Consider the following 24,238-nt stretch of genomic DNA (forward strand, 5'->3'; position numbering starts at 1 on the left):
AATTGCTTTCAATTACTATTTAATGACAAATAATGAAATCTGATTTCAAAACGTATTTAAGTATATTATTGCTATATTTGCTTAAGAGCCTGCCAGCGATGCCATTCCGATTAAAAAAGCTGGCCGAACAGTCAAAACCAATATGTCATTTACTCCAGATGTCCAATATACTCAAAAACCATATAGCCAAATTTGCACAGGTATCAGACAATGACTTTGAGCAAATCAAAAAATTCTTCGACATAAAACAAACGTGTAAAAAAGAGAACCTGCTAAAGGAGGGACAGATCTGCCGTCATCATTATTTTGTTTTGGACGGCCTGCTTAGAAAGTTTTATATTAACGAGAAAGGTACCGAACAAACCACGGAATTTGCCATAGAAACATGGTGGCTTACCGATAACTTTGCCTACGAGAACCAGCTCGCGACAGAATTTTATATTCAGGCAGTAGAGAAATCAACATTGCTTTACATCACTTTGGAGAAGCAGCAGAAGCTACTGGAAGAGTTTCCGGTAATGGAGCGCTATTTCCGTTTTGTCTACCAGAGGGCTTATGCAGCCGCACAGAAACGCATCAAATTTCTTTTCTCGTTCTCTAAGGAAGAGTTTTATTTCCAGGCAGTCAGAAACCACCCCGAATTCATCCAGCGTGTTCCCCAATACCTCATCGCTTCCTATCTAGGATTCACGCCCGAATACTTGAGCGAAATACGCAAAAGGCTTCTTTCTTAAACCAGTTTAAGTTTTTTCCTTTCCCTATTATTGAATTTTGCATTGAACAATTTTAAAAGAATAATACAATGCAAAAACGACTTAACATTAAGCAGGCCGCTCCGGATGCACTAAAAGCGATGATAGGACTTGAAAGCTACCTTTCAAAAATTTCCATATCCAAGACAGCCAAAGAACTCATAAAGATACGTGCCTCGCAGATCAACGGCTGTGCCTACTGCATCAACATCCACACTCAGGACGCCGTTAAAAACGGCGAGTCAAACCAGCGCATTTTTCTCTTGAGTGCTTGGAGAGAAGCTGGGGACATTTTTACAGAAGAGGAAAAAGTGGTGCTCGCGGTAACTGAAGAGATAACATTAATTCATGAGAACGGATTAACGGATGAAACCTATACAAAGGCCTTACAGTATTTCAGTGAAAGCCAGATAGCAGATATAATAACGGCCGTCATAACAATCAATCTTTGGAACAGGGTTGTTCTCAGTACCCATCTCCGAATAGGAGAAAGTCTTGCATAACTTGCAAAAAACTAGTTTAATTGCGATGCATCCAAAAGTTTAGAATTATAATTAAATTTGAAGACAATAAGCCCGATTTGTTTCGGGCTTATTGCTTTTACGAAAAACTCATTTAAAAGCACCAATTAGGATAGAAATGCTCCAGTGGAACAACAATCAAATAATTCATACAGCCAAAGAAAGACAATCCTGCCTTAACTTAAACAATCTTTTAAAATCCTGCATAAATTTTGTAAATTTATATATCAGTTTAATGCGATGGATCAATTGAGTTTTTACAATTTTTGCATCAATCCTACTCAGGACATCCGAACCAATTTTTTAACGCCAATGAAAGACAGACATTACATATAGAAAGCCAATCTCTTCAAATCATCCAAAAATGATGTTGAAATTTGTCCTGTCCCCGTCACTCTTAAAAGAAAGTTAAAACGAAAGTTTTAGCTTTTTTTTGGCCTTTTTTAACCCACTTTAACCTATAAATATTAGCGGTTTGTAAATCCAGTTAAGTTAACTCTACAGTATACAAACCATCTTTAAAACTCTGCAAACATTGATATTACAAAAATTCATTACCTTCATCTTAACATTAATTTAAGTTTATGGAAATTGAAGAAGAAAAATATAGAGGAAGAATTACACCTAATAAAGCTCAAAAAATGCTTAGTGATGAAGGAAAGAATGTTACTCTGGAAGAAGCAGAAGAGATTTTAGAATTTCTACAAAAAATCGCATATGTTCAAGTAAGAAAATTTCTAAACGAAAAAGATGAAGATATGTAATCCCAAAATTTGGACTTGATTCTTTTTTGCCATAAATAGCTATCGAAAGATACACTATAAACAGAGTATTAATTTTAATAGGGTGCATAATCGGTGCATTTAGTCTAAAGTACATACCAAGACGCTGAATAAATGTTACTTATAAGCTTAAGTTCGAATCATTACTACAACTTCTTTAGCTCCGTACAATAACATAAATAAAAGAGTTCGTGTCTTAGCATTACGTACAAAGAACCCATTCTATGAAACAGTTACAAATTAAGGTAGTTGTAGCCAGTTTTATTACTGTTCTACCGAGCCTTTAAAATTGATTTATCTCTGATCCAACTTAATAAAAGAAATATTATGAGAGATGAGAACCTATTTAAAATGTTTTAAAGATTTGCCCTTATGTTTGCGCAATGCCCTAAAACAGCTTGCTCGGGAGCCAAATCCACAAATAAGCGACATTTTTTCAATAGATAGATTCTTTAATATAGGGGCATTTATGTTTTCCAGCAGGTATTGAATTCTTTTTAAATTTACATAATCATTAAAATTTAACCTAAACTCAGCATTAATCAGATAAGAAATTTTATGCCCGGTAATTCCTGTTTCTTCCGATAGCTGGGCCAGGCAGAAATCTTTATTCAAAAAAAGCTTTTTGGAATTCGTGTAAAATTCTATTTTTACTAAGCATTCTTCTTTTTCTACCTTTGTTAGTTTGTGAAACATATTACCCATATGTTTGTTTGTTTTTAAAAATATTTAAATTTAATACTGCTAATTAGATAGATTTTACATTGGCAGATACCATCTAAATCCTAATCTAACTCCAAAATTTGAAGAATTTCTCGGATAACCGTCGGATCTATAAGCCATAACTTCAGGTTCGATATAAGCATTATACTTTAATTTGCCCGACCATATATATCCAACCCTGAAATCCATCGGTATAGCCACTTTTCCCGTCTTATAGTCGATCTGCCATTCGGGTTCAATCCCAGCATAAACCCCATTTGCCCATGTATAGAAGACATTTGGTCGCAAGACGGCATAAGCGGAAGAACCATACTTGTCATTTCCAGATATGGAGAAAAAATTTTCCCATATCCAGTACATCTGCCATTTTCCAAGATCTGTGAAAGTAACTGTGAAAGCCGGACCGATACTCCACTGGGGAGAACCAAGCTGGTCGTCGGTTCTTGTAGGGATCTGAATATTCCATCCCGCACCAAACTCCCCCCAGTCTTTCTTGGTGAGGAGAAAAAACTGGTTCAAAGTCAGATCGCCCAATCCGGTTTTGCCGTCTGGCGCCGTATTTAAAAAAGTAATGACCCTTATCAGCTGCGGCACTTTAATTAAAAATCCTTCTTTCAAAGGAATGATCCCCCTGAAACGAAAATTTTGTGCGAATCCATCCTGTCCCTCAGTCTTAAATATTGCATATTCTTCCAATTGCAGCTGCCAGGCTAAAGTGGTGGGATTCATCACTTCCTGTGATAGTTTTACCGAAGTGGCACCGCTCTGCGATTCCTTGTTTTCTTCTGTTTCCTGAGCAGCCCCAACAATGCACCCCGCGAATAGCATCACTAATAACGCAGACATAATCTCTGGCGCCTTTTGCTTCCTGGTTAAATATTTTTAATTTCATAGCTCACCTTTTAACAATTAATTGCCCGGAAAAATCACTTTCCAATCGTTTTTCATGTCTGCAAAAGCCCAATTTTTAGCCTTTCCCTCATCAAGCCCTTTATTGAGTGTCCCCACCGGAGATTTTCTGTCATATGCCCATTCGCGGATAGAATCTGTATGGTGGACATACAATTCAAAATTCTTGTATTTATTGGAAGCGGCCCACTGTAGCATCTGAAGGTCCCCGTCTGAATTTCCTGCCGCGAAAACCGGTTTTTTTCCAATATACTTTTCTATTGCAACTGGTTTTCCCTCTTTGTCATCATTAAAATCCAGGGCAGGCAGTTTTGTTATCACCGGTTTGCCATTGTTGTAGTCATATTTTGCCTGAAGTGTGCTGCCCACAATCTGGTCTTTTGGGATTCCGTAGACTTCCTCAGCCCATGCGCGCATGAAATCAATACCGCCCCCAGAAACGATAAATACTTTGAAATGGTTATCCTGTAGATATTTAACCAATTCAAGCATAGGCTGGTAAATGAGTTCTTTGTAAAGTTTTTTCTTTGTCGGATGCTTCGCCGTGCTGATCCATTTGCCCACGCTAGCCTCGAATTCATCGGTAGACATTCCTGCATGGCTGACGGCTACAATCTGCATCAATCCAGCTTTGCCCTGCTTCATCAGTTCCCCCATATTATTTTCCAGCACTGCTTTAAAAGGTCGCTTGCTTTTCCATTCCGGATGTTTGGGAGCTAGGGCTTTGACCTGATCCAAGGCGAAGAAAAGTTGGAAATAAAAAGGCTGTTCAGCCCATAAAGTACCGTCATTGTCAAAAGTTGCGATGCGGTCCTTTACAGGTATAAAATTAGGGCTTTCTGTATTGGTTACATCTTTTACATAGGCAATGATGTCCTGTTTTACTTTTGTATCGTTCCATGAGCTCAGAGGAGAATTATTCTCAGATGAGATCTCTTGGGCCGGCCTATCTTTATTCTGATCTTTTAACGTTTCTTTTTTACAGCCTGCAGCTAGTGCCATTAATAACCAGATAAGTGCCAGTTTACATCCTGTAGTTTTTATTGTCTTTTTCATCTTATTTTATATAAATGTTTCGGATTAAAAAAGTCTTGATTCAAAAAAAGGTGAAATTTTTAATCCCACCTTTTTTTTCAGTTTAGATTAGCTGTGAATTAATATTTGACATCTTCAGGCAGTTTCATGCCTTTTTCTTCCATTAATTTTTTCGCCTCCTGAATATTTCTGAACCTTGTTATAGTTTCATTCCCTAAATAAACTTCTCCCTGCAGAGGTCGTGGAGGATACTGGATATATGTTTTCATAAGATCCTGAATGGCTTTATTGAAAACTGGAAGTGTCCATGTTTTTTCTGTAAAGCTGTTCATAAACAAATCATATCGCTCCTGCGGATCCTGCCATAGATCATATATGGCTGGCACAGTTGCAACATAAGTTTCATCACCTCTCCAACCCAGTTGTTGTCCAGGCGCATCACTTCCTGCCTGAGCTCCATTATCACCTCTCGTGTTATATACTGCTTTGAAGTGGCTTACTCGAACTGCACCAGGAGATAATTCAGATTCCGTGAAATAATACCAGTTATTGCGAAGCGGTTTTCCTTTTTGGAATAATACATTAGACATATCATAACTGTCAAAAACCATAGGCTTGCCTTCTCTGTCATTTTTAGGAAGCTCAACACCGGCAAGACTGGCAAAGGTTGCCATCAGGTCAAGGCCACCAACAATATCATGATTTTGTTTCCCTGCTTCGATCTGTCCAGGCCACCATGCAATTGCAGGAACTCGGCTTCCTCCTTCTCTGTCTGTTCCTTTTGAACCTCTAAAAGGCGTATATCCGGCGTCAGGATGCACGTCCTGCCATGCTCCATTATCAACAGTATAAATTACAATGGTGTTATCTGCAATACCCAGTTTCTTAATTTCATCCATTACGCGCCCTACATTATAGTCCATCTCCATAACGCAGTCTGCATATTTGCTTGCTCCCGGGATTTTCCTTTAAACTGTTTTGATGGCAGGTTAGGCTGATGGTTTTTAGCAAAGTTTACGCACATAAAAAACGGGTCCTTTGCAGCTGCATAACCATCAAGCTGTTTCAAAACATTTTCTGTCATCATCATATCAAGTTCGGCTATATTCTCTTCGGTAACTTTAGAAACTTCCCTTACTTTTCCTCCAGCTTCACCTTCTAATACACCTGTAGTTACTTTCTTAAAGAATGCCAGCATTTCCGGGGTCATATCAGGATTCCATGACTGAAAGGCATATGTATATGCATTTAAATGATACAACACTACATTCTGCATTTTATCAAAACCATGTGCTGTCGGCATTGCATAATCTGCTTCTCCCAAATGCCATTTTCCAGAAAAATACGTTTTGTAATTCGCTTTCTTTAAAACGGAAGCCAGAGTCCATTCTCCAGCCGGAAGACCTCCGCCCTGACCTTGGAAAGCCACCGTAGTCATACCGCTTCGGTTTGGAATACGTCCAGTTATCATTGCCGCTCTTCCGGGCGTACAGCTCGGCTGTCCGTAGAACTCCCAGAACTGCATTCCTTCTTTGGCCATCTTATCCAGATTAGGAGTAGGCATTCCACGCGACTCACCTCCTCCATAAACACCAAGGTCTCCCCATCCTGTATCGTCAGAAATCAACATTATGATATTAGGTTTCTTTTTGGACTGTGCTTCAGCGCTAAAAAATAACAGCAAGCAGTAAACTTGTTAAAACTATAGATAAGGCATTTTTTTTCATAAGTACAACATTTATAAATTAGTATCATTATAAAAATAAGAAGTAACCATTAAAGCGCGGCACATTCATAACAATATGATGTTGCAAATTATAATCTGAAACCATTTTTTTTGAAAATGTAAAACTTACAGACTCCAAAATTTGGAGCTTCGTCCTATTTTACCGTAAAAGCTATGTCGATTTTAATACGAGCTTACCCTTTTGTTTTTTATGCTATAAATGTGCAGATGAAACCTTGCGAAAGCTTAAATAGTGTTTACCTGAAAATGTAAAAAGTAGGATATTATGCCTAAAGTTTCTCACTGGCAACTAACTTTATATCTTCCAATTTTAAAAGTATGAAAAATAAGAAGAAAATGTTTACTTTGAATTTTAAGATTCTGACCGCTACCATGAGCATCCACTGCGAAAGAGCGAGTGAGTAGGCAAGAGAGCTCAATATCAGCACAAGTAATCTGCAGTATTGGAAGAAGCTTTACAGGAAGGCACATTTACTAGGAAGGCAGATTTACCACAATAAAGACTTTAGCTGAAATATCACATAAAAATGAACTGCCGAAACTGCGGAAGCAGATCAAAGAGTTAGAAATTGAAAGGGATTCATCAGGGAAAATTCTGAAATATTTCCTCTCGAGAAGACGTGTCTCATTTTTCAGATCCACAAAAGCAGTTTCTTCTGATCGCGCAAAATAACACTCACTGCAAGATTAGTACGAAAAGCCCACAACATAAGCGAAATTATAAGAATTTATCACTAGTGCCAATGTCGATACGGAAGCCCGAGAATTGCTAAATAATTAGATTCTGTCGGGATAAAAGTCTCCAGAAATATACAGATTCAAACCCTCTCTCGCTACCATTTAAAAAGCTTCAGATTTCTCTGAAGCTTTTTTACTTTCAATCAATTTGAATCACTCTCAAATCTGTTTACTAAACATGACATTACTAATTAACTGTCTTTTGGAAGTAATTTATTTGTCAATCAATTTAAACACCATTTCAATAGCTTCATCTCCATTATCTATTTTTTTCTTTAATTTTCTAATAAAGACATTTTCGTTATGGGAATAGTTTATTTTTTTATTTGGGGGAATTCCTATGCTTTCATAACAAGTTCCATTAATATCTTGGTAAATTTCATTGGAAAGGTTCAATATCCAGCCATTAGGCAATTTTTTTTCTAAAATATCAGAAAATATACCTTCAGTATTAGATCCTATGCGCGTAATATTTTGTATTGCAATTGAACCAAGAGATAATACTTCCGGAGCGCTGGCAGTCTGATGGCTTGTGAGAAGAAAAACTGGTTTATTATATGTTGTGTCAGCAGGTAAAATAGAAACAAACTCCGGTTCTGTATAACCGTTTAACAACTTGGCTTTTTTGGAATATAATTTAGTTTCTTCGGCAATAAAATGCCTTAGTATTTCTAATGACACCAAATCATAGCCTCCTGAATTGAAACGCAAATCTATAATTACGGCATTTGTTCCCTGTAACTCTTTGATGATTTTCCCCATTAGCGTTCTAATTCCGCTTTTTTCATCTTCAAAATGATTAGGATTACTTTCGGATGCGTTCAGGTAACCGAATAAATAATCATATCCTGAAAGTGCATCAGGATTTTTGTACTTATCAGAAAAAAACAACATATTGTTTATCTGTATATAACCTATATTATTTTCAGTGATTCCATAGTTTAACAGACCATTACCCTTAATACTCGTTCCAAATCTTATTGGATTCTTGACATAACGTCCTAAAATTTCATTTTCTAAAACGGCTGTTTTATGATTTGTTCTGTAATGGGGAAATGCACTATTTTTTTTAGGTACAATCAAGGTTGTATGCCCATCATTTAACTGTTTGATTATACTTTTCAAAGTATGACGTAACTGAGTTTTATTTTTGATTTTGCCTGAATATTTTTCCTTTATGCTGAGCCAATCCATTTTTCGCTCGCTAAAAAAAGGATAATTTTCATTCATCATATTCCAAAAAACATCAAAATTATAATTAGGGTCCTCGAGTTTTGCTACATTACATTCAGCGGTGTTTGGCAGTTCACTTATTTTATCTAGTGTGTATATTTTGATACCCTGCGTAATGGTAAGCAAATTTTGATCCACTCTTTTAATAGTTCCCAATTGCAAAATATCATTTCTTTTCAATTGAGAACTTAGTGTACATGAAATAGATGTTGTTTCGTAGCTGTTTACTGCGGTGTCATTAATAGTTATAATTTTTCCATATCCTCTCATTTTCCAGATGCCATTTAGAACATCTTCAGTTTCTGTTTGAGCAAACAGGCTTTGGATCGAAGATAAGATAATAAAATAGAAAATAGTTTTTAATTTGAAACAATTTTGACAAATTAGAAATTGCAATTGTAGTTTTCTTCTCATAAATGGATTAGTTTTAAATTGTAAAACTATTCTTTTGTTTTTTAGTGCGTGTTAAAAAAGCTACAATTAAAACTTAAAAAAGCTACAAATTATAAAAGTGAAAAATAGTAGTTGTCTAGTTTATAGGAGTTGATACCTTTTTGCTACTAAAATTTAAGATTGCAGCCTGCAGAAATCAATCACCCTAAATTTTGACATGAATTTGAACAGCATTCCTACTTCAAAAAATTTAGATCAATGTTAATGGCGATTTTTAAAAGCTTGGTCAAATGATTTTAGAATCCACAATTTTTAATATATTTGTGATACAAAAAAAGACTACTACTACTTCCTGTTAATTCGTTAGTTTTTAAAGCTTTGTGAATGTTTTAATATTGAAAAAGTAAAAAATTGAATTTGGTGCAGAATCGGTGCACTTGGTTCAAGACATTTATAAAAACGTAGCGTAGACGGGTTTCAACACATATAGTTCGAATCCTGCTCTCCTCATCCCTAATAAATGCATACATAATTATCTACTAATTAGATTAAAGCGGTTTAAAAAGTTTAATATCCCGACCAAATTTTGATTTGAATAATCTCAAAATTATTATATAATTTTACTAAAAACTAACCCAGTACCAAATTTATTTTCAGGAACTATATAAAAAGCTATTACGTCTTAATAAATTTAAATACACATATGTTTTAACATTTTTTAACGTTTTACCCTTACGATACATACAAACCGTTTACAAATAAAAATTTAAAATAATTATCTTACAAATTCACTTGAAAGTAAGCCAATTTCTTTAAATCGTTCATAAAATGATTTGTAAATTGTTCAGTCGAGGTCACAAAATTAAAATCCCATTTCCGAACGAAATGGGATTTTTTTTATTTTAAAACACAGGTTTTAATTCAAAAAATGGCTTTATCTTTAAGCCTTTAGAAAATTGATATTTGTTATGGAACAGAAAATACATCAAGGAAGAAACGTAAAACGTTTTAGAGAAATGCTAAGTATAAAGCAGGAATCATTAGCTTATGATCTGGGAGAAGACTGGAACCAAAAGAAAATTTCTATGCTAGAGCAGAAAGATGTAATTGAAGAAAGTCTTCTAAAACAAATTTCAGCTGTATTAAAAATTCCTGTTGAAGCTTTTCAGAATTTTGATGAAGAACAGGCTGTAAATTTAATTTCATGCAATTTCTCGGATAACGCAATGTTCAATAACAGAATTGAAATTTTTAACAACAATCCTATTGAGGAAATCAAAAAACTTCATGAAGAAAAAATTGCTTTATTTGAGCGTATGCTGAAAGAGAAAGATGAAATGATGTCTAAGCTTGAGAAATTGATTGGTAAATAATTATTAATAAAGATATTAATTAAAAAAGAGACTTTCAAAGTCTCTTTTTTGGTTTTAGAATATTATTTCTTGGTAAGAAGTCAGAAGACATTCATAAGGCTTTTATAAAAACTCTTTGAAATATTCACGGAACTATCCATACAAATTTTTTATCTCCGACATAACAAAGGTACTTTGGGTACTCCCTATACTTTCAACTGATCCCAATTTATTAAATACAAAATCCTGATAATGCTTCATGTCTTTGGCGGAAACTTTCATTAAAAAATCGTAATCTCCTGAAATATTGTAACATTCTACAACCTCTTCTATTTTCATAATATCACTAACAAACTGATTCCCGATATTACGATCGTGTTGTTTAAGTTTGATATTACAAAAAACAATGAAACCTCTATTTAATTTTTCTGCATCAAGCAGGGCAATGTATTTTTTAATATAGCCGCTGTTTTCTAATCTTTTAATCCGCTCAAAAACTGGCGAAGCAGAAAGATTTACCATTTTAGCAAGCTCTTTTACAGTGTATTTAGAATTATCGTGTAGTATATTTAATAACTGAAGATCAATATCGTCTATTTGTTCCATAGAATATTTTGGTTTAATTTATTGCGAATACAGAATAAAATTCTTCAAATATAACCAAAAACAATACAAAAATCTTGATTTACATAAATTAAAAACATAACATACTGCAGCATTCATCTTCACAGTATAAAAATCTACAAGGCAATGTTTTATACTTCTTTTCTCCGAGCCATACCCTGAGCAATGATACTGGCAGCAATCAATTGCAAGGCATGGTAAAGCATGAGTGGCAATAATACGATGCCGGTGATGGTACTGTGTTGAAAAAGTACTTTTGACATAACGGTGCCGTGTACCAATGACTTTTTAGAACCGCAGAATAAGACAGTAATACGGTCTTCATCTGAAAAACCAAGCAATCGACTGAGTAGTCCGACACAAAAGAATACGGCAAAAAACAATGCCATCATACCTGCAGCGAGTTCTGCAAGTTCAAGGGCGGTGAAACCGTCAAAAAGATGTTCGGAAAATGACTTGCAAAACGACGTATAAATAATCGTTAGAATAACTGTCTGATCAAAATATTTAAGCTGTTTCTTGTATTTTTCGGCAATAGCGCCGAAACGAGAATTGAGGCTTATGCCAATGATGACAGGCAACAAGACTTGAAGAATCAACTTTATGACGATTTGAGTAACATCAAAATCGCCTGTCGCAGAAGCTATAAAGAGTCCAACCCAGAGAGGTGTAACCACTACTCCGATCAAACTGGAAATGCTTGCATTGAAAATGGCTGCGGGAATGTTTCCTTTGGCGATGGAAACCATAACCACCGAAGAGGAAACTGTAGACGGTAATGCTTGCCAGAAAAAATACACCCAGCCAAAGCAGCTCGAAGCCGTTATTGACAAACAACGGGCGAAATGCCAAAACAAGGAGCGGAAAAAACAAAAAAGTTGTCAACTGGACAACAATGTGCATTTTCCAGTTGGAAAGTCCAGCTTTTAGTTTCTCAACGCTCAGTCGCATACCATAAAATAAGAAAATCAAGGAAACGCTTGCATTGGCAATCTCCTCCAGCGAAATAGGTTCTTTGACCATGCCTGGCTTTGGCAAAAAATAAGCCATCAGAATCATGGTGGCTATCATTAACAGGAAATTGTCGAAACCTGCTTTTTTTAGTACTTCTAATAATTTATTCAATGTGTTTTAAATATTATTTCTCCGTGGAGACACGGACTTTCTTATTAATATATTAAGACTAAATCCCAAGTTCTTTGCGTATAATTTCTGCTCCTGCGCTTAAAGCACTTAACTTGCCTCTAGCCACGTTTCGTGATAGCGGAGCCATACCGCAGTTTGTAGAAGGGTAAAGATTTTCGGCATCTACAAACTCAAGCGCTTTACGTAGCGTATTAGCCACTTCTTCTGGTGTTTCGATAGTGTTGGTTGCCACATCAATTGCACCTACCATAACTTTTTTACCACGAACAAGTTCCATTAAATTTAAAGGCACATTGGAGTTGTGGCATTCTAAAGACACCACATCAATTTTAGATTTTTGAATTTTCGGAAAAATTTCTTCGTATTGTCGCCACTCTGAACCTAATGTCTTTTTCCAATCGTTATTTGCCTGTATTCCATAACCATAGCAAATATGAACCGCAGTTTGGCAGTGTAAACCTTCAATGGCTCTTTCTAATGCTGCCATTCCCCAATCGTTTACTTCATCAAAAAATACATTAAATGCAGGTTCATCAAACTGGATAATATCTACACCTGCATCTTGAAGTTCTCTTGCTTCTTCGTTGAGTGCTTTCGCAAATTCCCACGCCAATTTTTCTCGGCTTTTATAATGGTCGTCGTACAAAGTATCTACCATTGTAAGCGGGCCTGGTAATGCCCACTTTATAGGCTTATTAGTCTGTTTGCGTAAAAATTTAGCATCTTCAACAAAAACTGCTTTTTGACGTGCAACCTCACCTACAACTACTGGAACACTCGCGTCATAACGGTTACGGATCTTTACTGTTTTACGATTTTCAAAATCTACACCGCTTAAATGCTCGATAAAAGTCGTTACAAAATGCTGGCGTGTCTGCTCACCGTCACAAATGATATCTAAATCTGCCAACTGTTGTTCCTGCAGAGAAATGCGCAACGCATCTTGTTTACCTTCAAGCAGCTGATCATCTTCTAATTTCCATGGTGACCAAAGCTTTTCTGGTGGTGCAAGCCAGGCAGGTTTGGGTAAACTTCCAACAATAGAGGTGGGTAATAATAATTTCTTCATAATAGTATAATTTTAATGTGTTGTAATCAGTTAAAGGGTAAAATTAGCAGACCATTGTTCCAAAAGGCTTTTGTAAGGCTTAATGAAATGCTCTTCTGCATATTTACCCTGTTCAACAGCCAGTCGGCTGCGTTCTTCGCGGTCATAATCCACGCGAGTTAGTGAATAATCTTCGTGTTTAAGACTAGGTTGATAAATTTTCCCAGCCACTGAATTTGCATTGTAAATTTCAGGGCGATAAATCTTCTGAAAAGTCTCCATCGTACTGATTGAGCTGATTAATCCAAGATCAGTATAATCGGCAAGTAGATCTCCGGAATGATAAAAAGCCATCGGCGCCACACTATTCAAAGGCATGAAAAAACGAACTTTTAAGCCCATTTGAGAGAAATATTCATCAGTGATAGAATACTGATCTTGCAGATACTCAAAACCCAGAACTGGATGCTGATACTCTGTGCGACTATAAGTTTTGTTACTCGATACACTTAGACAAATGATCGGTGATATCTTAAAGTGCTCTTTATAAGTGGCTGAATTCACAAAACACTTATAAAGTTTTCCGTGCAACTCACCAAAATTCTCAGGAATAGAAAAATTAGATTTATTTTTATTATGGTCAATCAATAAAATACTGAAATCATAATCCCGAACATAAGAGGAATAATTATTTCCGGCAACTCCTTCGATTTGCTGGCCGGTCTTACGGTCAATAATATTTGTTTTTAAAACTTCAATCATCGGTAGATCATTACTACCGTTCTTATCATCAATAATCATTGTTACTGTGAGAATTTCAAGTTCTACATGGTAACGATCTCCTTTTGGATTATCCAAATGAGCCAATGCATTGAATCGATTGTTAATCATATTTAAGGCATTGCGTAAGTTTTGCTGGCGATTAGCTCCTCTGGCCAAGTTGGCAAAATTGGTTGTCAAACGCGTTTTACTTGAGGGGTGATAATTTTCATCTAAACAAGTGCTTTTTAGCGTGAACACAAAATCATTTTGGATTGTATTCTGGGTATTTTCAATATCCTGCTTTTCGCTTATTCTTAAATCTTCTTGTATTTTCGCTTTCATTTGATGACAAGGTTTAGTTTTTTTACCTTGCAAATTTTAAAACAAAAGATTTAATATCCTATTAAATCAAAAAATACAGTTAAATATTCTTTTTTAATATATTTTTAAAGATTATTAATCTCTTCACAAATAAAATATTGAAAGAAAACAGATAATTATTCTTTGGAGAGCTAGGACATGACCCATTTGAAATTTCCCATAACAATTCAAACCTCGAAAAAGAAAACAATATAATTTATATTTGCCAAAATTTAAGATAGATATAGTAATGAATTTAATAGAAAATTTAAAATGGCGCTACGCCGCCAAAGCTTATTCCAACGTTAAACTAGCAGAAGAAAAAGTTGATCAAATCTTAGAGGCTATAAATCTCTCAGCATCTTCTTGTGGTCTGCAATCTTACCGTGTTTTTGTTGTAAGCAACCCAGAAATCCAAAAAAAATTAGGTGCTGATTCGTATAATAGACAAATTGAATCTTGTTCTCATTTGTTGGTTTTTGTCGCACTCAATAACATGTCTTCGAGTTACATTGACAATTACATGGCAATGACAGAAAAACAAAGAGGTCTTGATGCTGGCGCTTTATCAGGATTTAGAAATGGATTGCATGCTTATTTTAACGCTATTAACTCAGAACAAAAAGCACTTTGGGCGAGCAAAACAGGCTTATATTGCACTGGGAACAGCACTTATTGCTGCGGCAGAATTGAAAGTGGATGCCACTCCTATCGAAGGATTTAATGCTTCTATTATCGACGAGGTTTTAGGTTTGAAAGAGAAAGGACTGCATTCTACAGTTATTCTTGCTTTAGGATACCGTGATTTGGAAAAGGACTACATGGCAACTATGAAAAAAGTTCGTTTGCCTATAGATGAAATGGTAACGAAAGTTTATTAATACTATTAAATATGTTAAATTATTATGGGAAAAGTATACATTCAACCTTTTGGAATTGATAACTTCTCTGCCATAAAGAGCTAAGCAAATTATACAGTATTGTCTTGTATAAATTTCATGGCAGAATCATGGTGCATTGCATGCTATTTATTTTTTGAATATTGACTCTGTTGCTGAACGAGAAATCTAAAACTAACTGGCATGAAGCTTAAATAAAAAACAGCCCGAAGGCTGTTTTAATTTTTATACTATAATACTATAAAACTCTAATTTTCCGTAAAAGTTAGATGCAATAATTAACCATCGATACATCTGACAAATTACCTTATTTTTTCAAAATAAATTTCTGAGCTTTAAATGAACCGTTATCTGTTTTTTTAATTAAATAAATACCATCTTCAAGATTTTCTAAGTGAATTGTATTTAGAATATCTGCTTTTAGATTTACTGATTTTATAATTTTTCCAGAGGTATCTATTATAATGTAATTTCCATCATATTTGGTAACAATATTTAAAATTCCTTTACTTGGAACAGGGTACATTTTAAAGTCGGATACTTTGAAATCGTCTAGCCCCAAAGTACTTACATTAATACAATCAGAAACAATTGTACACCCTCCAACAGTAATTTCAACTTTATAATCTCCAGCGACTGTTGCTTTAAATGATTGGTTAGTTTCATTTGTTAGCAGTGTGTTTGGACACTTATACCATTGATAAGTCTGCTCCAGAATAATCAGATGTTAATATTCCAGAATTTAAGGTTACTGTTCTCAGAATTGCGGAAGAATTGCTAATGGTTAATGCTAAAGTCTTGGTGTCACATCCAGAAGAATAGGTGTAATTTCCAGAAGAGGTATAAGTAGTACCATTTACTGGCCACGTATAGCTATCGCAAGCGCTTTCAGTTTGTGTAGAACTTGTAGAACTAGTGATTGTTAATGCTAAAGTCTTGGTGTCGCATCCTATTTTATGAGTATAAGTTCCAGATGTTGTATAATTAGTGCCATTTACCGGCCAAGTGTAAGAATCACATCTAGAAATAGTTTCGGTTGGAGACGAAGTTGAGGGGGTGATTGTTAAGTCTAGAGTTTTAGTATCACATCCGACAACTGTAGTATACGTTCCAGTAGCGGTATAAGTTGTTCCATTTGCACTCCATGTGTAAGAATCACATGCAGTTATCGTTTCAGGTGTAGAAGTTGTAGATGGAGTAATAGTCAAATTAAGAGTTTTAGTATCACATCCACTCACAATTGTGTATGTTCCAGAAGCAGTATAAGTTGTTCCATTTGCACTCCATGTATAAGAATCACATGCATTTACCGTTTCAGGTGAAGAAGTTGTAGATGGAGTTCCTGTTACAGTTTTTACCAGAACTCTATCGCTTGCACAATAAGCTGTTTCGCAAGCAACACAATAAGTAGTATTATTTTCTGTAGGTGTTGCAGAAACTGAATTTCCTGTTGCAAAACTTGTTCCGCCAGTCATTGCGTTATACCAGGTAGCAGTTGTACCAAGTGGACAAGAAGCGTTTAAAGTAACAGCAGTACTTCCTAAACAAGGAATATTTTGTGTGTCTTCAGTAACTGTTGCACTTTCTGGTTTAATTGATGTCGTTGTAATATTAGAATTTACAGTTGTAAAATTAGAACCACTAACGGTTGCCAGATTTGTAACAGAACAGGTATTTTGCGGTAATGTGCCCGCAGCGTTAATTGTCGCACTAAAAGTAATTACAGTGCTTTTTCCTGCAGATAAAGCAAATGGTCCGGCAGTAAGCGTTTGATTAACCACTTTTATTGTGGCAGTTTTAGCTGATACTGAATTATTAGTTGTATTACTATTCACGGATTCTGTTGTAGGAGCAGACTGTTTCTTCTTGTCTTGCTTCTTTCTGCGTAGCCATTCTTGAAGCACTTCCATTGTCAGGAATAGTGACAGTTCCTGAAGTTATAACTCCAGTACCTCCTTCATCCACCCCTACTCCTGTTGGAGTGCTAGTATTATTGCTATTCCAGAAAGCTGTCAATGCAGCACTTCTGTCTCCGCTTCCTGGAACATAGGGTGGACTGCCCTGCAAAATTACCGAACAATTTGGCCCCTGAGAGAACACGTCAAAATTTCCTTTTGCCAATCCGGTGGCGGAGTTAACTATATTGCCAGTAACCTTTGCGGCACTAATCATTGTGCTAGCAGACAATATCTGCATTGGCAACTACTCCAATATGAGTGTAAGCATTATTTACAACACTAATGTTATTATTAGTAATAGAAGCATCAATTCTTCCCACACTTAATACAGCATTATCATTTGCTTCAGAGAAAATACCGTAATTAGCGGCATTAGTAATTATATTATTAGCTATTTCAGTAATATGTTTGGCATTTCCATAAGCGGCAACACTAATACCATTACTAGAAGAAGTTGAGCCTCCACCATCAATAGTATTATTATTTATACGCCCTTTTATAGTTCCCGAGCCTTGATTTCCAACACTGCATGCAGAAAGACCATTATAACTTGATTTTAAAGTGTTATTTAGAATATTGTAGCTCACAGTTGCTGTACCGCCTACTTGCAAAGATAAACCATTGCTTCCAGGACTTACAGTTGCTGCATTTATAGTATTAGCATCTGTGGATGCATTATCTCCTCCAATTTGAACTGTATTTACAGAAGATCCGCTAAAATTCAGAGCTAAACCAGTAGTTTTTGAATTAGAAAAATCATTCTTTTTAAAAACTAATGTATTGTTTGTTGTTCCTTTAGCTTGAAAAATAAAATTACTGTCTCCGTTTGATTTATTAAAAGAGTTTTTAAATTGACAACCGGTTACTGTCAAATTAAGTGCAGGATTTTGAGAAAGTTGTCCATTAAATCCAAAAAAGCCTCTTCCCCAAGAATCATTAACATTTGTGTTTGTTATCGAACATGTCCCTTTTAAATTTAATGCAAATATTCCTCCAACACTTACGTTTCCTCCATTTGCACTTCCACAGCCTGTAATTGTACTATTAGCTAATACTAAATTATTAACATCATTCAAGTTTATTCCAACAGAGTTTGTAGTACCAATGATAACAATATTATCTAAACTAACACCTCCAGAGATGGTTTTAAAATGCAGTGCACCATAAGAATTAGTGTTATCATCTTCAGGATCACTAATTACAGTAGTAGAATTATTTGCATTAGTAAAATTCATGTTTTTAAGCGTAACATTGGCACACGATATAAACTCAACACCTCTTAAAGCTATATTTTGTATTGTCCCTCCAGATCCTGCAATAGGTCCTGTTCCAGTAACCTGAAAACTTCCTTGTGAACTACTTACTGAAATTCCTTTAGAGACTCCACTAGCAGAAATACTGGTAAAAATACAATCTAAAGTACCACCGCTGGTAATATTAACGGCCTGTGCATTTGTTGTACTAATAGTTGTATTCCTAACTTTTAAAGCTCCAATAGATGAACCAGATAAAGTACCTGTTAACGCAACAGCTTGAATATCATTATTTGCTTTTAAATTGACACCGGCAATAGTAGGATTTGTTCCGCCAGTAGAAGGTAAAACATTACTATAAGTTGGCACGGAAAGACTTAATATAGAAGCCAGACTTGCACTTGCCCCTTGTCCAATTACTTTTTGATTATCATTTAAAGTCAAAAGTCCAGTAACTGTACCTGAGTAAATAAAAATAGGATATGCAGCGCTTCCTGTAATACTATTTAAAGTTTGGTAAGGTGTAGCTAAAGTTCCGTTTCCTGCTGTTGCAGCCGCACTATTAACAAAGATAATAGGAGTTGTTACCGCAATATTTACTGTTGCAGTTGCGGTTTTACCATTAGCTGATGTTAAAGTGTAGGTAAAACTATCAGATCCGGAATATCCTGCGTTTGGATTATAAGTAAAAGAACCGTTTGCATTTAGAATTACAGATCCGTTTGTTGCTCCTGTCAATAAAGAAACTGATAAAACAGTTCCATCAGGGCTAAAATCATTTGCTAAAACACCGCCTGCTGCATCTACATCTATTCCAACATTTCCGATACAGGAATAAGAATTATTGTTTGCTATTGGTGTTGCTTTAAAAGAGTTTGGAACTAAGGTTAGATTAGAATCTAAAATATCTTCGAAATTCATTCCTAAAGCATCTTCCGCACCTGTATTTGTTATCGTTACTGTAAAATCAAGCTGAGAACCAGGTTGAGCGTTTCCACCTCCATTTACCGCTACACTATTTGTTACGGTAACTGTAGCGACTACAGCTGGCGCGCTTGTTTTACCTGTTTTAATTTCAACTTTTTTAACTTTACTTTCTTTTTTTGAACTATAAAAGTTTTTTCAGCTTTTACAAAACTTTCAACTATAGGAGCAACAAAATTTTTCTTAATAATAGTATTGTATTTCATTCCAAAACTTAGAAATCCAACTAGTATTATTACAACTAAGAGTTTGTTATTTTTCATTTTTTTTGCTTTTAATTAGCCTAATTAAGAAAATACCGCTTCATATTTCATTCCCACTTCATCAAACCCAAGTGGTGTAAGAAATAATTCTAGATTGCCTTCTTCAGGGTGTATAATATTAAAAATCCCCTGTTCGTAATATTCGTCTTTTTGCTGAGTTCGAAAAACTAGAGAAAATGGAGTTCTTTGTAACGGAGAGTAACTATCGAATTCAGTTACAGAAATTAACTCCGCATCATGCTGAATTTCTTCTGAAAATTTAATAACAAATACTCTATTAAGCATAGAATTAAACTTATTTGCAGAGAGTAAAGATATATCCATATAATTTTGTTAATCGTTAAAATCAGTTATTAGAATTCCATTCCATTAAATGGTAAACACCATTTGTTTCACTTATTTTTTTAAATCCTAATCGTTTATATAAATTCATTGCTGGGTTAAAAGCCTCAACATGTATCGAGACATTTAAATTATTGTCGCCTGCTTTTTTAAGGATTTCATTTAAAATGGAGTCGCCAATATTTTTATTTCTCCATTCAGGCAATATTGTAATATCTATAATTCTCACAGGTTCATTTTCAGAAAGGAAATCAATATATAATCTTCCAACCGGAACTTTTTCTTTTTCAATTATATAAAATTTTGCATCTAAAAAATTCTTCTGATAATATTCATGTTGGACAGAAAATTGCTGATCAATAAAAAGTCTTTTCTGTTCATCATTCCAATTAGTTCCTTTATCTAGTTCTTCTTGACGAGTACTGCCATATATTTCCCGAAGAAGAGTTTTATCACTTTTCTGAATCTCTCGAAAACTAATATCTTTTATTTCTAAATTCAAATCCATTTAAATTAGCTTCTTGGTGGAAAAATTCCCTGAAGCGCAATACAAAAATTCATTGTCAAATAAGGCATCATATTATTGTGTGGCAAACCCGAGCCAGCTATAGCTACGGAGTTTAAGCTCATATTGGTATTTGTTCCCGTCTGGCCATAAATTCGTATAGGATTTCCACGGCCTAAACTATTATTAGTCGGAGATGTTGACTGTGAGTTTGAAGTTGCGACCATCAATGAATGATTGTGAGATGGAATTTCAGACTCAAGCAAACTAACATTTTCACTTCCGCCTGTTTCCCCTAAATCGTGTAAAGATAATCCTGGACCTTGTCCTGGATGCATAGGAACACTCCCTTGTAAATTCGGGAGAGCAAAAGTGCTTTTCCCGTCACCTCCATATGTAGTTCCCAGCAAAGAAAAAAGCGATGTATTTTGAGATATAGGCAATAATTGCCCATTGCACATGGCCCAACCTTTTGGTGCAAAATTGAAGGGAAAAAGGCGTATCTCGGCAACAAATTGATCCATAGATATATTGTTTTTTATTTTTATTTAAAAAGTATTGAAAATTTTAAAATTTCTATGTTTGACTAGGAAATATTCCATACAACGAAAGAATAAAATTAACGCACAAATAAGGCTGAAAATTAGTGTGAGGCTGACTTCCTCCTGCACTTGTAACCGATGATGCATTTAAATCTGATGTTGGTACAGCACTAGAAAACATTTTACTTCCTGGAGGATTAGTGCTAAATAGCGCATTAGACGGACTTGCAGTATCTGCCAAATCTGTAGTCGCTATTAAATTATGCGTGTGAGCAGGAATTTGATTAATGGTTAACGTAATATTTTCTGCCCCACCTGTTTCTGCCAATGTATAGTTTGTACCGCTAGAGGATGTGCCGAAATGGATAGGAACTCTTCCGCGTAAATCTGGTAGAGCAAAAGTACTTTGGCCATCACCTCCATAAGTAGTGCCAATTAATTGAAATAATGTATCATACTCAGAAATAGGAAGAATCTGTCCTTCACAGAACATCCATCCTGCAGGAGCAAAGTTTCCTCCAAACATTCTGATTTCCCCAACGAAAGGTTGTGCCATATCTTTACTTTTTACAATTAATAATTAATTTTGAGAAGGAAAAATACCTTGTAAAGAAATACAAAAATTCAAGGTAAGGAATGGCTGCATGTTTAAATGAGGCTGACTTCCGCCGATACTTTTAAGAGAACCAGAGTTCATCGAAGTAAAATTTTGACTTTGACCGCTATAAACTAAATTAGGGGCAGTATTAGCCAATGAATTTAAAGAGCTAGGTACATTGGTACTTACCGAATCTGTTTTCGCCTGCAATATATGAGTGTGCTGAGGCAGTTCTGATACACTTACAGTATGTGCTTCTTCTCCACCTTGGTCTCCTATTGTATGCCCATTTCCAAAATGAATAGGAATTCTTCCTTTTAAATTTGGTAAAGCAAATGTCGTTTGTCCATTGCCTCCATACATTGTTCCTAGTAGAGAAAACAAAGCTTGATTTTGGTTTATAGGCAAAAACTGCCCATTACATAAAGTCCAGCCTTTTGGAGCAAAGTTAAAAGACATGATACGTATTTCTCCTAAATAAGGTGTTGCCATAATATTGACTATTTGTAAGTTTTACGAAGTAAAATATATTAGACCAAAAAAGAATCTGAAGCAAAACTATGCTTAGAAATTATTTCCTTTTGATATACAATAGAATTGCCTTCTTTTATCATAATTTTTGTCACGGTTTGTTCTGGGGATAAATTAGTTTGCAGAGAAACGCTTCCTTTTCTTGTATAAAAGCCATAAGGATCTAATTTCTGTACTGGAGCAGGAAATAAATAATGAGATAAATTAACATCGTTACGATATATATTTAAGTCTTTCATAGCTACAGTAATAGCTTCTAAATCAAATCCCGATAAAGGTCTTAGAGATTTCCAGTTACCATTTGAATCTTTTCCAAAGCATAACAAAACATTATCTACTTTTCCAGTAGCCTCAGTTTGAAGATGCATAGGAAACATTTTTAACAGACCGTCCGAAGAACCGAAACAATAATTTCCAGAAGCAATGTATCCCGTTTTCTCCCAATTTAAAATAGATTTTTTATAGCAATCTGCCAGAGATTGATCTAAAAGGAAAGCATCAAAAAAAGTTATTTTTGAGAATTTGGCTAGAATATTTTCTTCATCATTTTCTGAAATCGAAAAATTTTCCAGAGTGCTCTGAGCTGCTAGAGAGCCACAAAAAAGAGTTGTTACACCAACAAATCCAACATTTTTTATAAAATTTCTTCGTGCTAAATTGATCATAATCCTCTGCTTTTCTGTTAAATTCACAGTAAAAGTAATAAAAGGAAATATGAAATGGTAATTTTTTGTTAAAGAACACAATAAAAACCGTATAAGTACGTTAAATAGCTCTTTTTTTAAAGAAAACACTTATACGGAAAAAATATGCAAAGATAAAGTGTAGAGTTAAAAAGGAAGTCCAACAAATCCTAATAAAATCAATAAGCTAACAATTCTTTGCTATTTCATATTTTTTGTTTTAAAAGTTATTTTACTTCTGGAACAATAATTTGATATTTTCCGCTAAGATGCATTAGACCAAAAAGATACATTAGCCCATCATAATACGGATCAAAATAACCGTCTTCATAAGGTTCGAGCTTTGCATTCCAAACTGCATGAACAAAATCTAAACTTTCTTTATCCTGATTGACCAATGATGCTGTTGCCGAAGTAGCCACTAGACCAATAGAATGTCTTAGTTTTTTAACAGGGCCCGCCTGAAGGACAAATTCGGGAGTCGAACCATCCAAATTAAATTGATCTTCGAACTTGTCTAATCCTTTAGATCTAAGAAAATTTTGAAATCGCTTCGCATAGCCTTCTTGCCATTCTTTATCTTTTCGGTACCAAGTATAATCCATAGCAATATTCATAGGGACACGCCAAGAATCATAACGGAATCCAGGAGGCATCCAAGGTGTCGGATGCGGTTCTCCGTTAAATTCTGTATAATCTGAATTTAGCCCCGTAACAGGATGGCAAGCCTTATGTAAAAAGTTGCGTGACACACCGGCACATTCCTTATAAAACTGTTCATGTCCGTCTTTAGCATAGCATGCCCATATTTCATAAAAGGCTGGAACATGATAAGAAGGATCTGTCCAATTGTAACCGCCTCCTTCTGGCACAAAAGAAATTTGCTTATGTTCTGTATTTATAATATTATGTACATTGCCTGTTCCGTCTTTTTTCCACATGGCATCTAGTATTCTTCTGGCTTCTTTGTAGTAGTTTATTCCTGTATCATTACCCCATTTATTAGAAGCGAAAAGCAAGCTCGTTATATAATACAGTTCTCCATCTGAAGCAGAACCTAGAGAATTTTGTTTTTTAGTCTCTGGATTTACGCTCCACGCAAAATATCCTTCTCTAGGTCCATCTTGATGCTTGCATGTATTTTACAGACCATCTCCATAAACGATCGAAAACCTCTTTTTTGTTAAGCTGAACGGCAACCATCATACCATAAGACATTCCCTCGGTACGGGCATCTTTATTTTTAACGTCAGAAACATATCCTAGAGAATCACCTTCTTCAAAATACACTTTATTTGGACCTTCGAATATATCAAAATAAGCTTTGGCTAATTTCTTGTCTATTTCGTCTTGACTGTAGCCTGCTTCCTTAAAGAGATTTCTATACTGAGGCCTTTCAGATTCTGTTTTAGCTGTTTTCTTCTTATTCTGCCCTAGTCCCGATAACGGCAGTGTCAGTATGAAGATCATCACAAATGCAGAAATTTTAATGTTTAATTTTTTATATTCTATCATGTTTATCTTTTTAAATAGTATTTCTTCATATGAAAAAATA

26 protein-coding genes and 4 pseudogenes are annotated in these 24,238 nt (G+C 35.1%); 6 read left to right on the top strand and 24 right to left on the bottom strand.

The features are described 5' to 3' along the window. Positions 1-158: 158 nt before the first annotated feature. From P5P87_RS04860 to P5P87_RS04870, 3 genes are all read left to right on the top strand, one after another. Positions 159-734, top strand: a complete 576-nt coding sequence (locus P5P87_RS04860; RefSeq protein ID WP_026729722.1) for a Crp/Fnr family transcriptional regulator — start codon at positions 159-161, stop codon at positions 732-734. A gap of 68 nt (positions 735-802) precedes the next feature. After that, positions 803-1,255: a carboxymuconolactone decarboxylase family protein gene (locus P5P87_RS04865; RefSeq protein WP_066034741.1), complete on the top strand. Its 453-nt coding sequence runs from the start codon at positions 803-805 to the stop codon at positions 1,253-1,255. 602 nt (positions 1,256-1,857) lie between these two features. Then, a complete protein-coding gene (locus P5P87_RS04870; protein WP_278021746.1) occupies positions 1,858-2,037 on the top strand; it encodes a hypothetical protein in 180 nt (59 codons plus the stop codon). 360 nt (positions 2,038-2,397) lie between these two features. Here P5P87_RS04870 and P5P87_RS04875 read toward each other — a convergent pair whose 3' ends face one another. The 6 genes and pseudogenes from P5P87_RS04875 to P5P87_RS04900 all read right to left on the bottom strand — a co-directional run bounded on the left by P5P87_RS04875 (position 2,398) and on the right by P5P87_RS04900 (position 8,854). Further along, positions 2,398-2,670, bottom strand: a complete 273-nt coding sequence (locus tag P5P87_RS04875; RefSeq protein WP_278021747.1) for a helix-turn-helix domain-containing protein — start codon at positions 2,668-2,670, stop codon at positions 2,398-2,400. A 144-nt stretch (positions 2,671-2,814) separates the two neighbouring features. After that, positions 2,815-3,624, bottom strand: a complete 810-nt coding sequence (locus P5P87_RS04880) for a transporter family protein (protein ID WP_278021748.1) — start codon at positions 3,622-3,624, stop codon at positions 2,815-2,817. 63 nt (positions 3,625-3,687) lie between these two features. Next, the gene (locus P5P87_RS04885) at positions 3,688-4,743 is read right to left on the bottom strand and encodes an HAD family hydrolase (RefSeq protein WP_278021749.1); all 1,056 of its coding nucleotides are present in this window, start codon (positions 4,741-4,743) and stop codon (positions 3,688-3,690) included. A 98-nt stretch (positions 4,744-4,841) separates the two neighbouring features. Further along, on the bottom strand, positions 4,842-5,396 hold the full coding sequence (locus P5P87_RS04890; protein WP_340696683.1) for an alkaline phosphatase family protein: 555 nt from the start codon (positions 5,394-5,396) through the stop codon (positions 4,842-4,844). 30 nt (positions 5,397-5,426) lie between these two features. Beyond that, positions 5,427-6,352, bottom strand: a pseudogene (locus P5P87_RS04895) (sulfatase-like hydrolase/transferase); the annotation flags it as partial. 1,068 nt (positions 6,353-7,420) lie between these two features. After that, a complete protein-coding gene (locus P5P87_RS04900) occupies positions 7,421-8,854 on the bottom strand; it encodes a S41 family peptidase (protein WP_278021750.1) in 1,434 nt (477 codons plus the stop codon). 947 nt (positions 8,855-9,801) lie between these two features. Between P5P87_RS04900 and P5P87_RS04905 the strand changes: the two genes are divergently transcribed. Beyond that, positions 9,802-10,206 (top strand): XRE family transcriptional regulator, encoded by a 405-nt coding sequence (locus tag P5P87_RS04905; RefSeq protein ID WP_278021751.1) that lies wholly within the window; start codon positions 9,802-9,804, stop codon positions 10,204-10,206. Positions 10,207-10,338: 132 nt separating this feature from the next. Here the strand turns inward: P5P87_RS04905 and P5P87_RS04910 are convergent, their stop codons facing one another. The 4 genes and pseudogenes from P5P87_RS04910 to P5P87_RS04925 all read right to left on the bottom strand — a co-directional run bounded on the left by P5P87_RS04910 (position 10,339) and on the right by P5P87_RS04925 (position 14,107). After that, positions 10,339-10,791 (bottom strand): Lrp/AsnC family transcriptional regulator, encoded by a 453-nt coding sequence (locus P5P87_RS04910; RefSeq protein WP_095929232.1) that lies wholly within the window; start codon positions 10,789-10,791, stop codon positions 10,339-10,341. A 149-nt stretch (positions 10,792-10,940) separates the two neighbouring features. After that, a pseudogene (locus tag P5P87_RS04915) lies at positions 10,941-11,880 on the bottom strand (bile acid:sodium symporter family protein). A 112-nt stretch (positions 11,881-11,992) separates the two neighbouring features. Next, positions 11,993-13,024, bottom strand: a complete 1,032-nt coding sequence (locus tag P5P87_RS04920; RefSeq protein ID WP_278021752.1) for a methionine synthase — start codon at positions 13,022-13,024, stop codon at positions 11,993-11,995. A gap of 30 nt (positions 13,025-13,054) precedes the next feature. Further along, complete coding sequence (locus tag P5P87_RS04925; protein ID WP_278021753.1) at positions 13,055-14,107, bottom strand: DUF1852 domain-containing protein; 1,053 nt, start codon at positions 14,105-14,107, stop codon at positions 13,055-13,057. 268 nt (positions 14,108-14,375) lie between these two features. Here P5P87_RS04925 and P5P87_RS04930 point away from each other — a divergent pair, with 268 nt between their 5' ends. Both P5P87_RS04930 and P5P87_RS04935 read left to right on the top strand, forming a co-directional pair. Further along, on the top strand, positions 14,376-14,849 hold the full coding sequence (locus P5P87_RS04930) for a nitroreductase family protein (RefSeq protein ID WP_278021754.1): 474 nt from the start codon (positions 14,376-14,378) through the stop codon (positions 14,847-14,849). Continuing rightward, positions 14,785-15,006 (top strand): nitroreductase family protein, encoded by a 222-nt coding sequence (locus tag P5P87_RS04935; RefSeq protein ID WP_340696684.1) that lies wholly within the window; start codon positions 14,785-14,787, stop codon positions 15,004-15,006. Before P5P87_RS04930 ends, P5P87_RS04935 begins: the two co-directional genes overlap by 65 nt. A gap of 325 nt (positions 15,007-15,331) precedes the next feature. Here the strand turns inward: P5P87_RS04935 and P5P87_RS04940 are convergent, their stop codons facing one another. The 14 genes and pseudogenes from P5P87_RS04940 to P5P87_RS05000 form a co-directional block, all read right to left on the bottom strand. Further along, on the bottom strand, positions 15,332-15,550 hold the full coding sequence (locus P5P87_RS04940) for a T9SS type A sorting domain-containing protein (protein ID WP_278021755.1): 219 nt from the start codon (positions 15,548-15,550) through the stop codon (positions 15,332-15,334). A gap of 163 nt (positions 15,551-15,713) precedes the next feature. Then, positions 15,714-16,859, bottom strand: a complete 1,146-nt coding sequence (locus tag P5P87_RS04945; RefSeq protein ID WP_278021756.1) for an Ig-like domain-containing protein — start codon at positions 16,857-16,859, stop codon at positions 15,714-15,716. After that, positions 16,852-17,220, bottom strand: a complete 369-nt coding sequence (locus tag P5P87_RS04950) for a hypothetical protein (RefSeq protein WP_278021757.1) — start codon at positions 17,218-17,220, stop codon at positions 16,852-16,854. Before P5P87_RS04950 ends, P5P87_RS04945 begins: the two co-directional genes overlap by 8 nt. Next, the gene (locus P5P87_RS04955; RefSeq protein ID WP_278021758.1) at positions 17,201-19,156 is read right to left on the bottom strand and encodes a cadherin-like domain-containing protein; all 1,956 of its coding nucleotides are present in this window, start codon (positions 19,154-19,156) and stop codon (positions 17,201-17,203) included. The genes P5P87_RS04950 and P5P87_RS04955 overlap by 20 nt, the downstream gene beginning before the upstream one ends. A 3-nt stretch (positions 19,157-19,159) precedes the next feature. After that, positions 19,160-19,309: pseudogene (locus P5P87_RS25795) on the bottom strand (hypothetical protein); the annotation flags it as partial. Next, a complete protein-coding gene (locus P5P87_RS04960) occupies positions 19,276-19,482 on the bottom strand; it encodes a hypothetical protein (protein WP_278021759.1) in 207 nt (68 codons plus the stop codon). The pseudogene P5P87_RS25795 and the gene P5P87_RS04960, both read right to left, overlap by 34 nt. 24 nt (positions 19,483-19,506) lie before the next feature. Continuing rightward, positions 19,507-19,767: a DUF6916 family protein gene (locus P5P87_RS04965; RefSeq protein WP_278021760.1), complete on the bottom strand. Its 261-nt coding sequence runs from the start codon at positions 19,765-19,767 to the stop codon at positions 19,507-19,509. A gap of 61 nt (positions 19,768-19,828) precedes the next feature. After that, entirely contained in the window at positions 19,829-20,332 is a 504-nt protein-coding gene (locus P5P87_RS04970; RefSeq protein WP_278021761.1) for a GNAT family N-acetyltransferase, read from the bottom strand. A 5-nt stretch (positions 20,333-20,337) separates the two neighbouring features. Continuing rightward, positions 20,338-20,853, bottom strand: coding sequence for a phage tail protein (locus P5P87_RS04975; RefSeq protein ID WP_278021762.1), 516 nt, complete (start codon positions 20,851-20,853; stop codon positions 20,338-20,340). Positions 20,854-20,905: 52 nt separating this feature from the next. Continuing rightward, entirely contained in the window at positions 20,906-21,427 is a 522-nt protein-coding gene (locus P5P87_RS04980) for a phage tail protein (RefSeq protein WP_233074062.1), read from the bottom strand. 24 nt (positions 21,428-21,451) lie between these two features. After that, positions 21,452-21,961 (bottom strand): phage tail protein, encoded by a 510-nt coding sequence (locus P5P87_RS04985; RefSeq protein WP_278021763.1) that lies wholly within the window; start codon positions 21,959-21,961, stop codon positions 21,452-21,454. Between the two features lie 38 nt (positions 21,962-21,999). Then, complete coding sequence (locus P5P87_RS04990) at positions 22,000-22,794, bottom strand: hypothetical protein (protein ID WP_278021764.1); 795 nt, start codon at positions 22,792-22,794, stop codon at positions 22,000-22,002. A gap of 116 nt (positions 22,795-22,910) precedes the next feature. Then, positions 22,911-23,738 (bottom strand): annotated as a pseudogene (locus P5P87_RS04995) (family 8 glycosyl hydrolase); the annotation flags it as partial. Between the two features lie 58 nt (positions 23,739-23,796). Next, on the bottom strand, positions 23,797-24,198 hold the full coding sequence (locus tag P5P87_RS05000) for a glycosyl hydrolase family 8 (protein WP_278021765.1): 402 nt from the start codon (positions 24,196-24,198) through the stop codon (positions 23,797-23,799). Between the last annotated feature and the right edge of the window lie 40 nt (positions 24,199-24,238).

Origin of the sequence: Flavobacterium ginsengisoli, from assembly GCF_029625315.1 — a bacterium.
Taxonomy (GTDB): Bacteria; Bacteroidota; Bacteroidia; order Flavobacteriales; family Flavobacteriaceae; genus Flavobacterium; species Flavobacterium ginsengisoli.

Coding starts and splice junctions, on each gene's coding strand:
- P5P87_RS04925 (WP_278021753.1), bottom strand. CDS start 14,107: ATGAAAGCGAAAATACAAGAAGATTTAAGAATAAGCGAAAAGCAGGAT.
- P5P87_RS04885 (WP_278021749.1), bottom strand. CDS start 4,743: ATGAAAAAGACAATAAAAACTACAGGATGTAAACTGGCACTTATCTGG.
- P5P87_RS04860 (WP_026729722.1), top strand. CDS start 159: ATGTCCAATATACTCAAAAACCATATAGCCAAATTTGCACAGGTATCA.
- P5P87_RS04975 (WP_278021762.1), bottom strand. CDS start 20,853: ATGGATCAATTTGTTGCCGAGATACGCCTTTTTCCCTTCAATTTTGCA.
- P5P87_RS04910 (WP_095929232.1), bottom strand. CDS start 10,791: ATGGAACAAATAGACGATATTGATCTTCAGTTATTAAATATACTACAC.
- P5P87_RS04985 (WP_278021763.1), bottom strand. CDS start 21,961: ATGGCAACACCTTATTTAGGAGAAATACGTATCATGTCTTTTAACTTT.
- P5P87_RS04870 (WP_278021746.1), top strand. CDS start 1,858: ATGGAAATTGAAGAAGAAAAATATAGAGGAAGAATTACACCTAATAAA.
- P5P87_RS04865 (WP_066034741.1), top strand. CDS start 803: ATGCAAAAACGACTTAACATTAAGCAGGCCGCTCCGGATGCACTAAAA.
- P5P87_RS04930 (WP_278021754.1), top strand. CDS start 14,376: ATGAATTTAATAGAAAATTTAAAATGGCGCTACGCCGCCAAAGCTTAT.
- P5P87_RS04950 (WP_278021757.1), bottom strand. CDS start 17,220: ATGCAGATATTGTCTGCTAGCACAATGATTAGTGCCGCAAAGGTTACT.
- P5P87_RS04970 (WP_278021761.1), bottom strand. CDS start 20,332: ATGGATTTGAATTTAGAAATAAAAGATATTAGTTTTCGAGAGATTCAG.
- P5P87_RS04940 (WP_278021755.1), bottom strand. CDS start 15,550: ATGTACCCTGTTCCAAGTAAAGGAATTTTAAATATTGTTACCAAATAT.
- P5P87_RS04955 (WP_278021758.1), bottom strand. CDS start 19,156: ATGAATTTCGAAGATATTTTAGATTCTAATCTAACCTTAGTTCCAAAC.
- P5P87_RS04960 (WP_278021759.1), bottom strand. CDS start 19,482: ATGAAAAATAACAAACTCTTAGTTGTAATAATACTAGTTGGATTTCTA.
- P5P87_RS04965 (WP_278021760.1), bottom strand. CDS start 19,767: ATGCTTAATAGAGTATTTGTTATTAAATTTTCAGAAGAAATTCAGCAT.
- P5P87_RS04890 (WP_340696683.1), bottom strand. CDS start 5,396: ATGGCAACCTTTGCCAGTCTTGCCGGTGTTGAGCTTCCTAAAAATGAC.
- P5P87_RS04905 (WP_278021751.1), top strand. CDS start 9,802: ATGGAACAGAAAATACATCAAGGAAGAAACGTAAAACGTTTTAGAGAA.
- P5P87_RS04880 (WP_278021748.1), bottom strand. CDS start 3,624: ATGTCTGCGTTATTAGTGATGCTATTCGCGGGGTGCATTGTTGGGGCT.
- P5P87_RS04920 (WP_278021752.1), bottom strand. CDS start 13,024: ATGAAGAAATTATTATTACCCACCTCTATTGTTGGAAGTTTACCCAAA.
- P5P87_RS04980 (WP_233074062.1), bottom strand. CDS start 21,427: ATGGCACAACCTTTCGTTGGGGAAATCAGAATGTTTGGAGGAAACTTT.
- P5P87_RS04900 (WP_278021750.1), bottom strand. CDS start 8,854: ATGAGAAGAAAACTACAATTGCAATTTCTAATTTGTCAAAATTGTTTC.
- P5P87_RS05000 (WP_278021765.1), bottom strand. CDS start 24,198: ATGATAGAATATAAAAAATTAAACATTAAAATTTCTGCATTTGTGATG.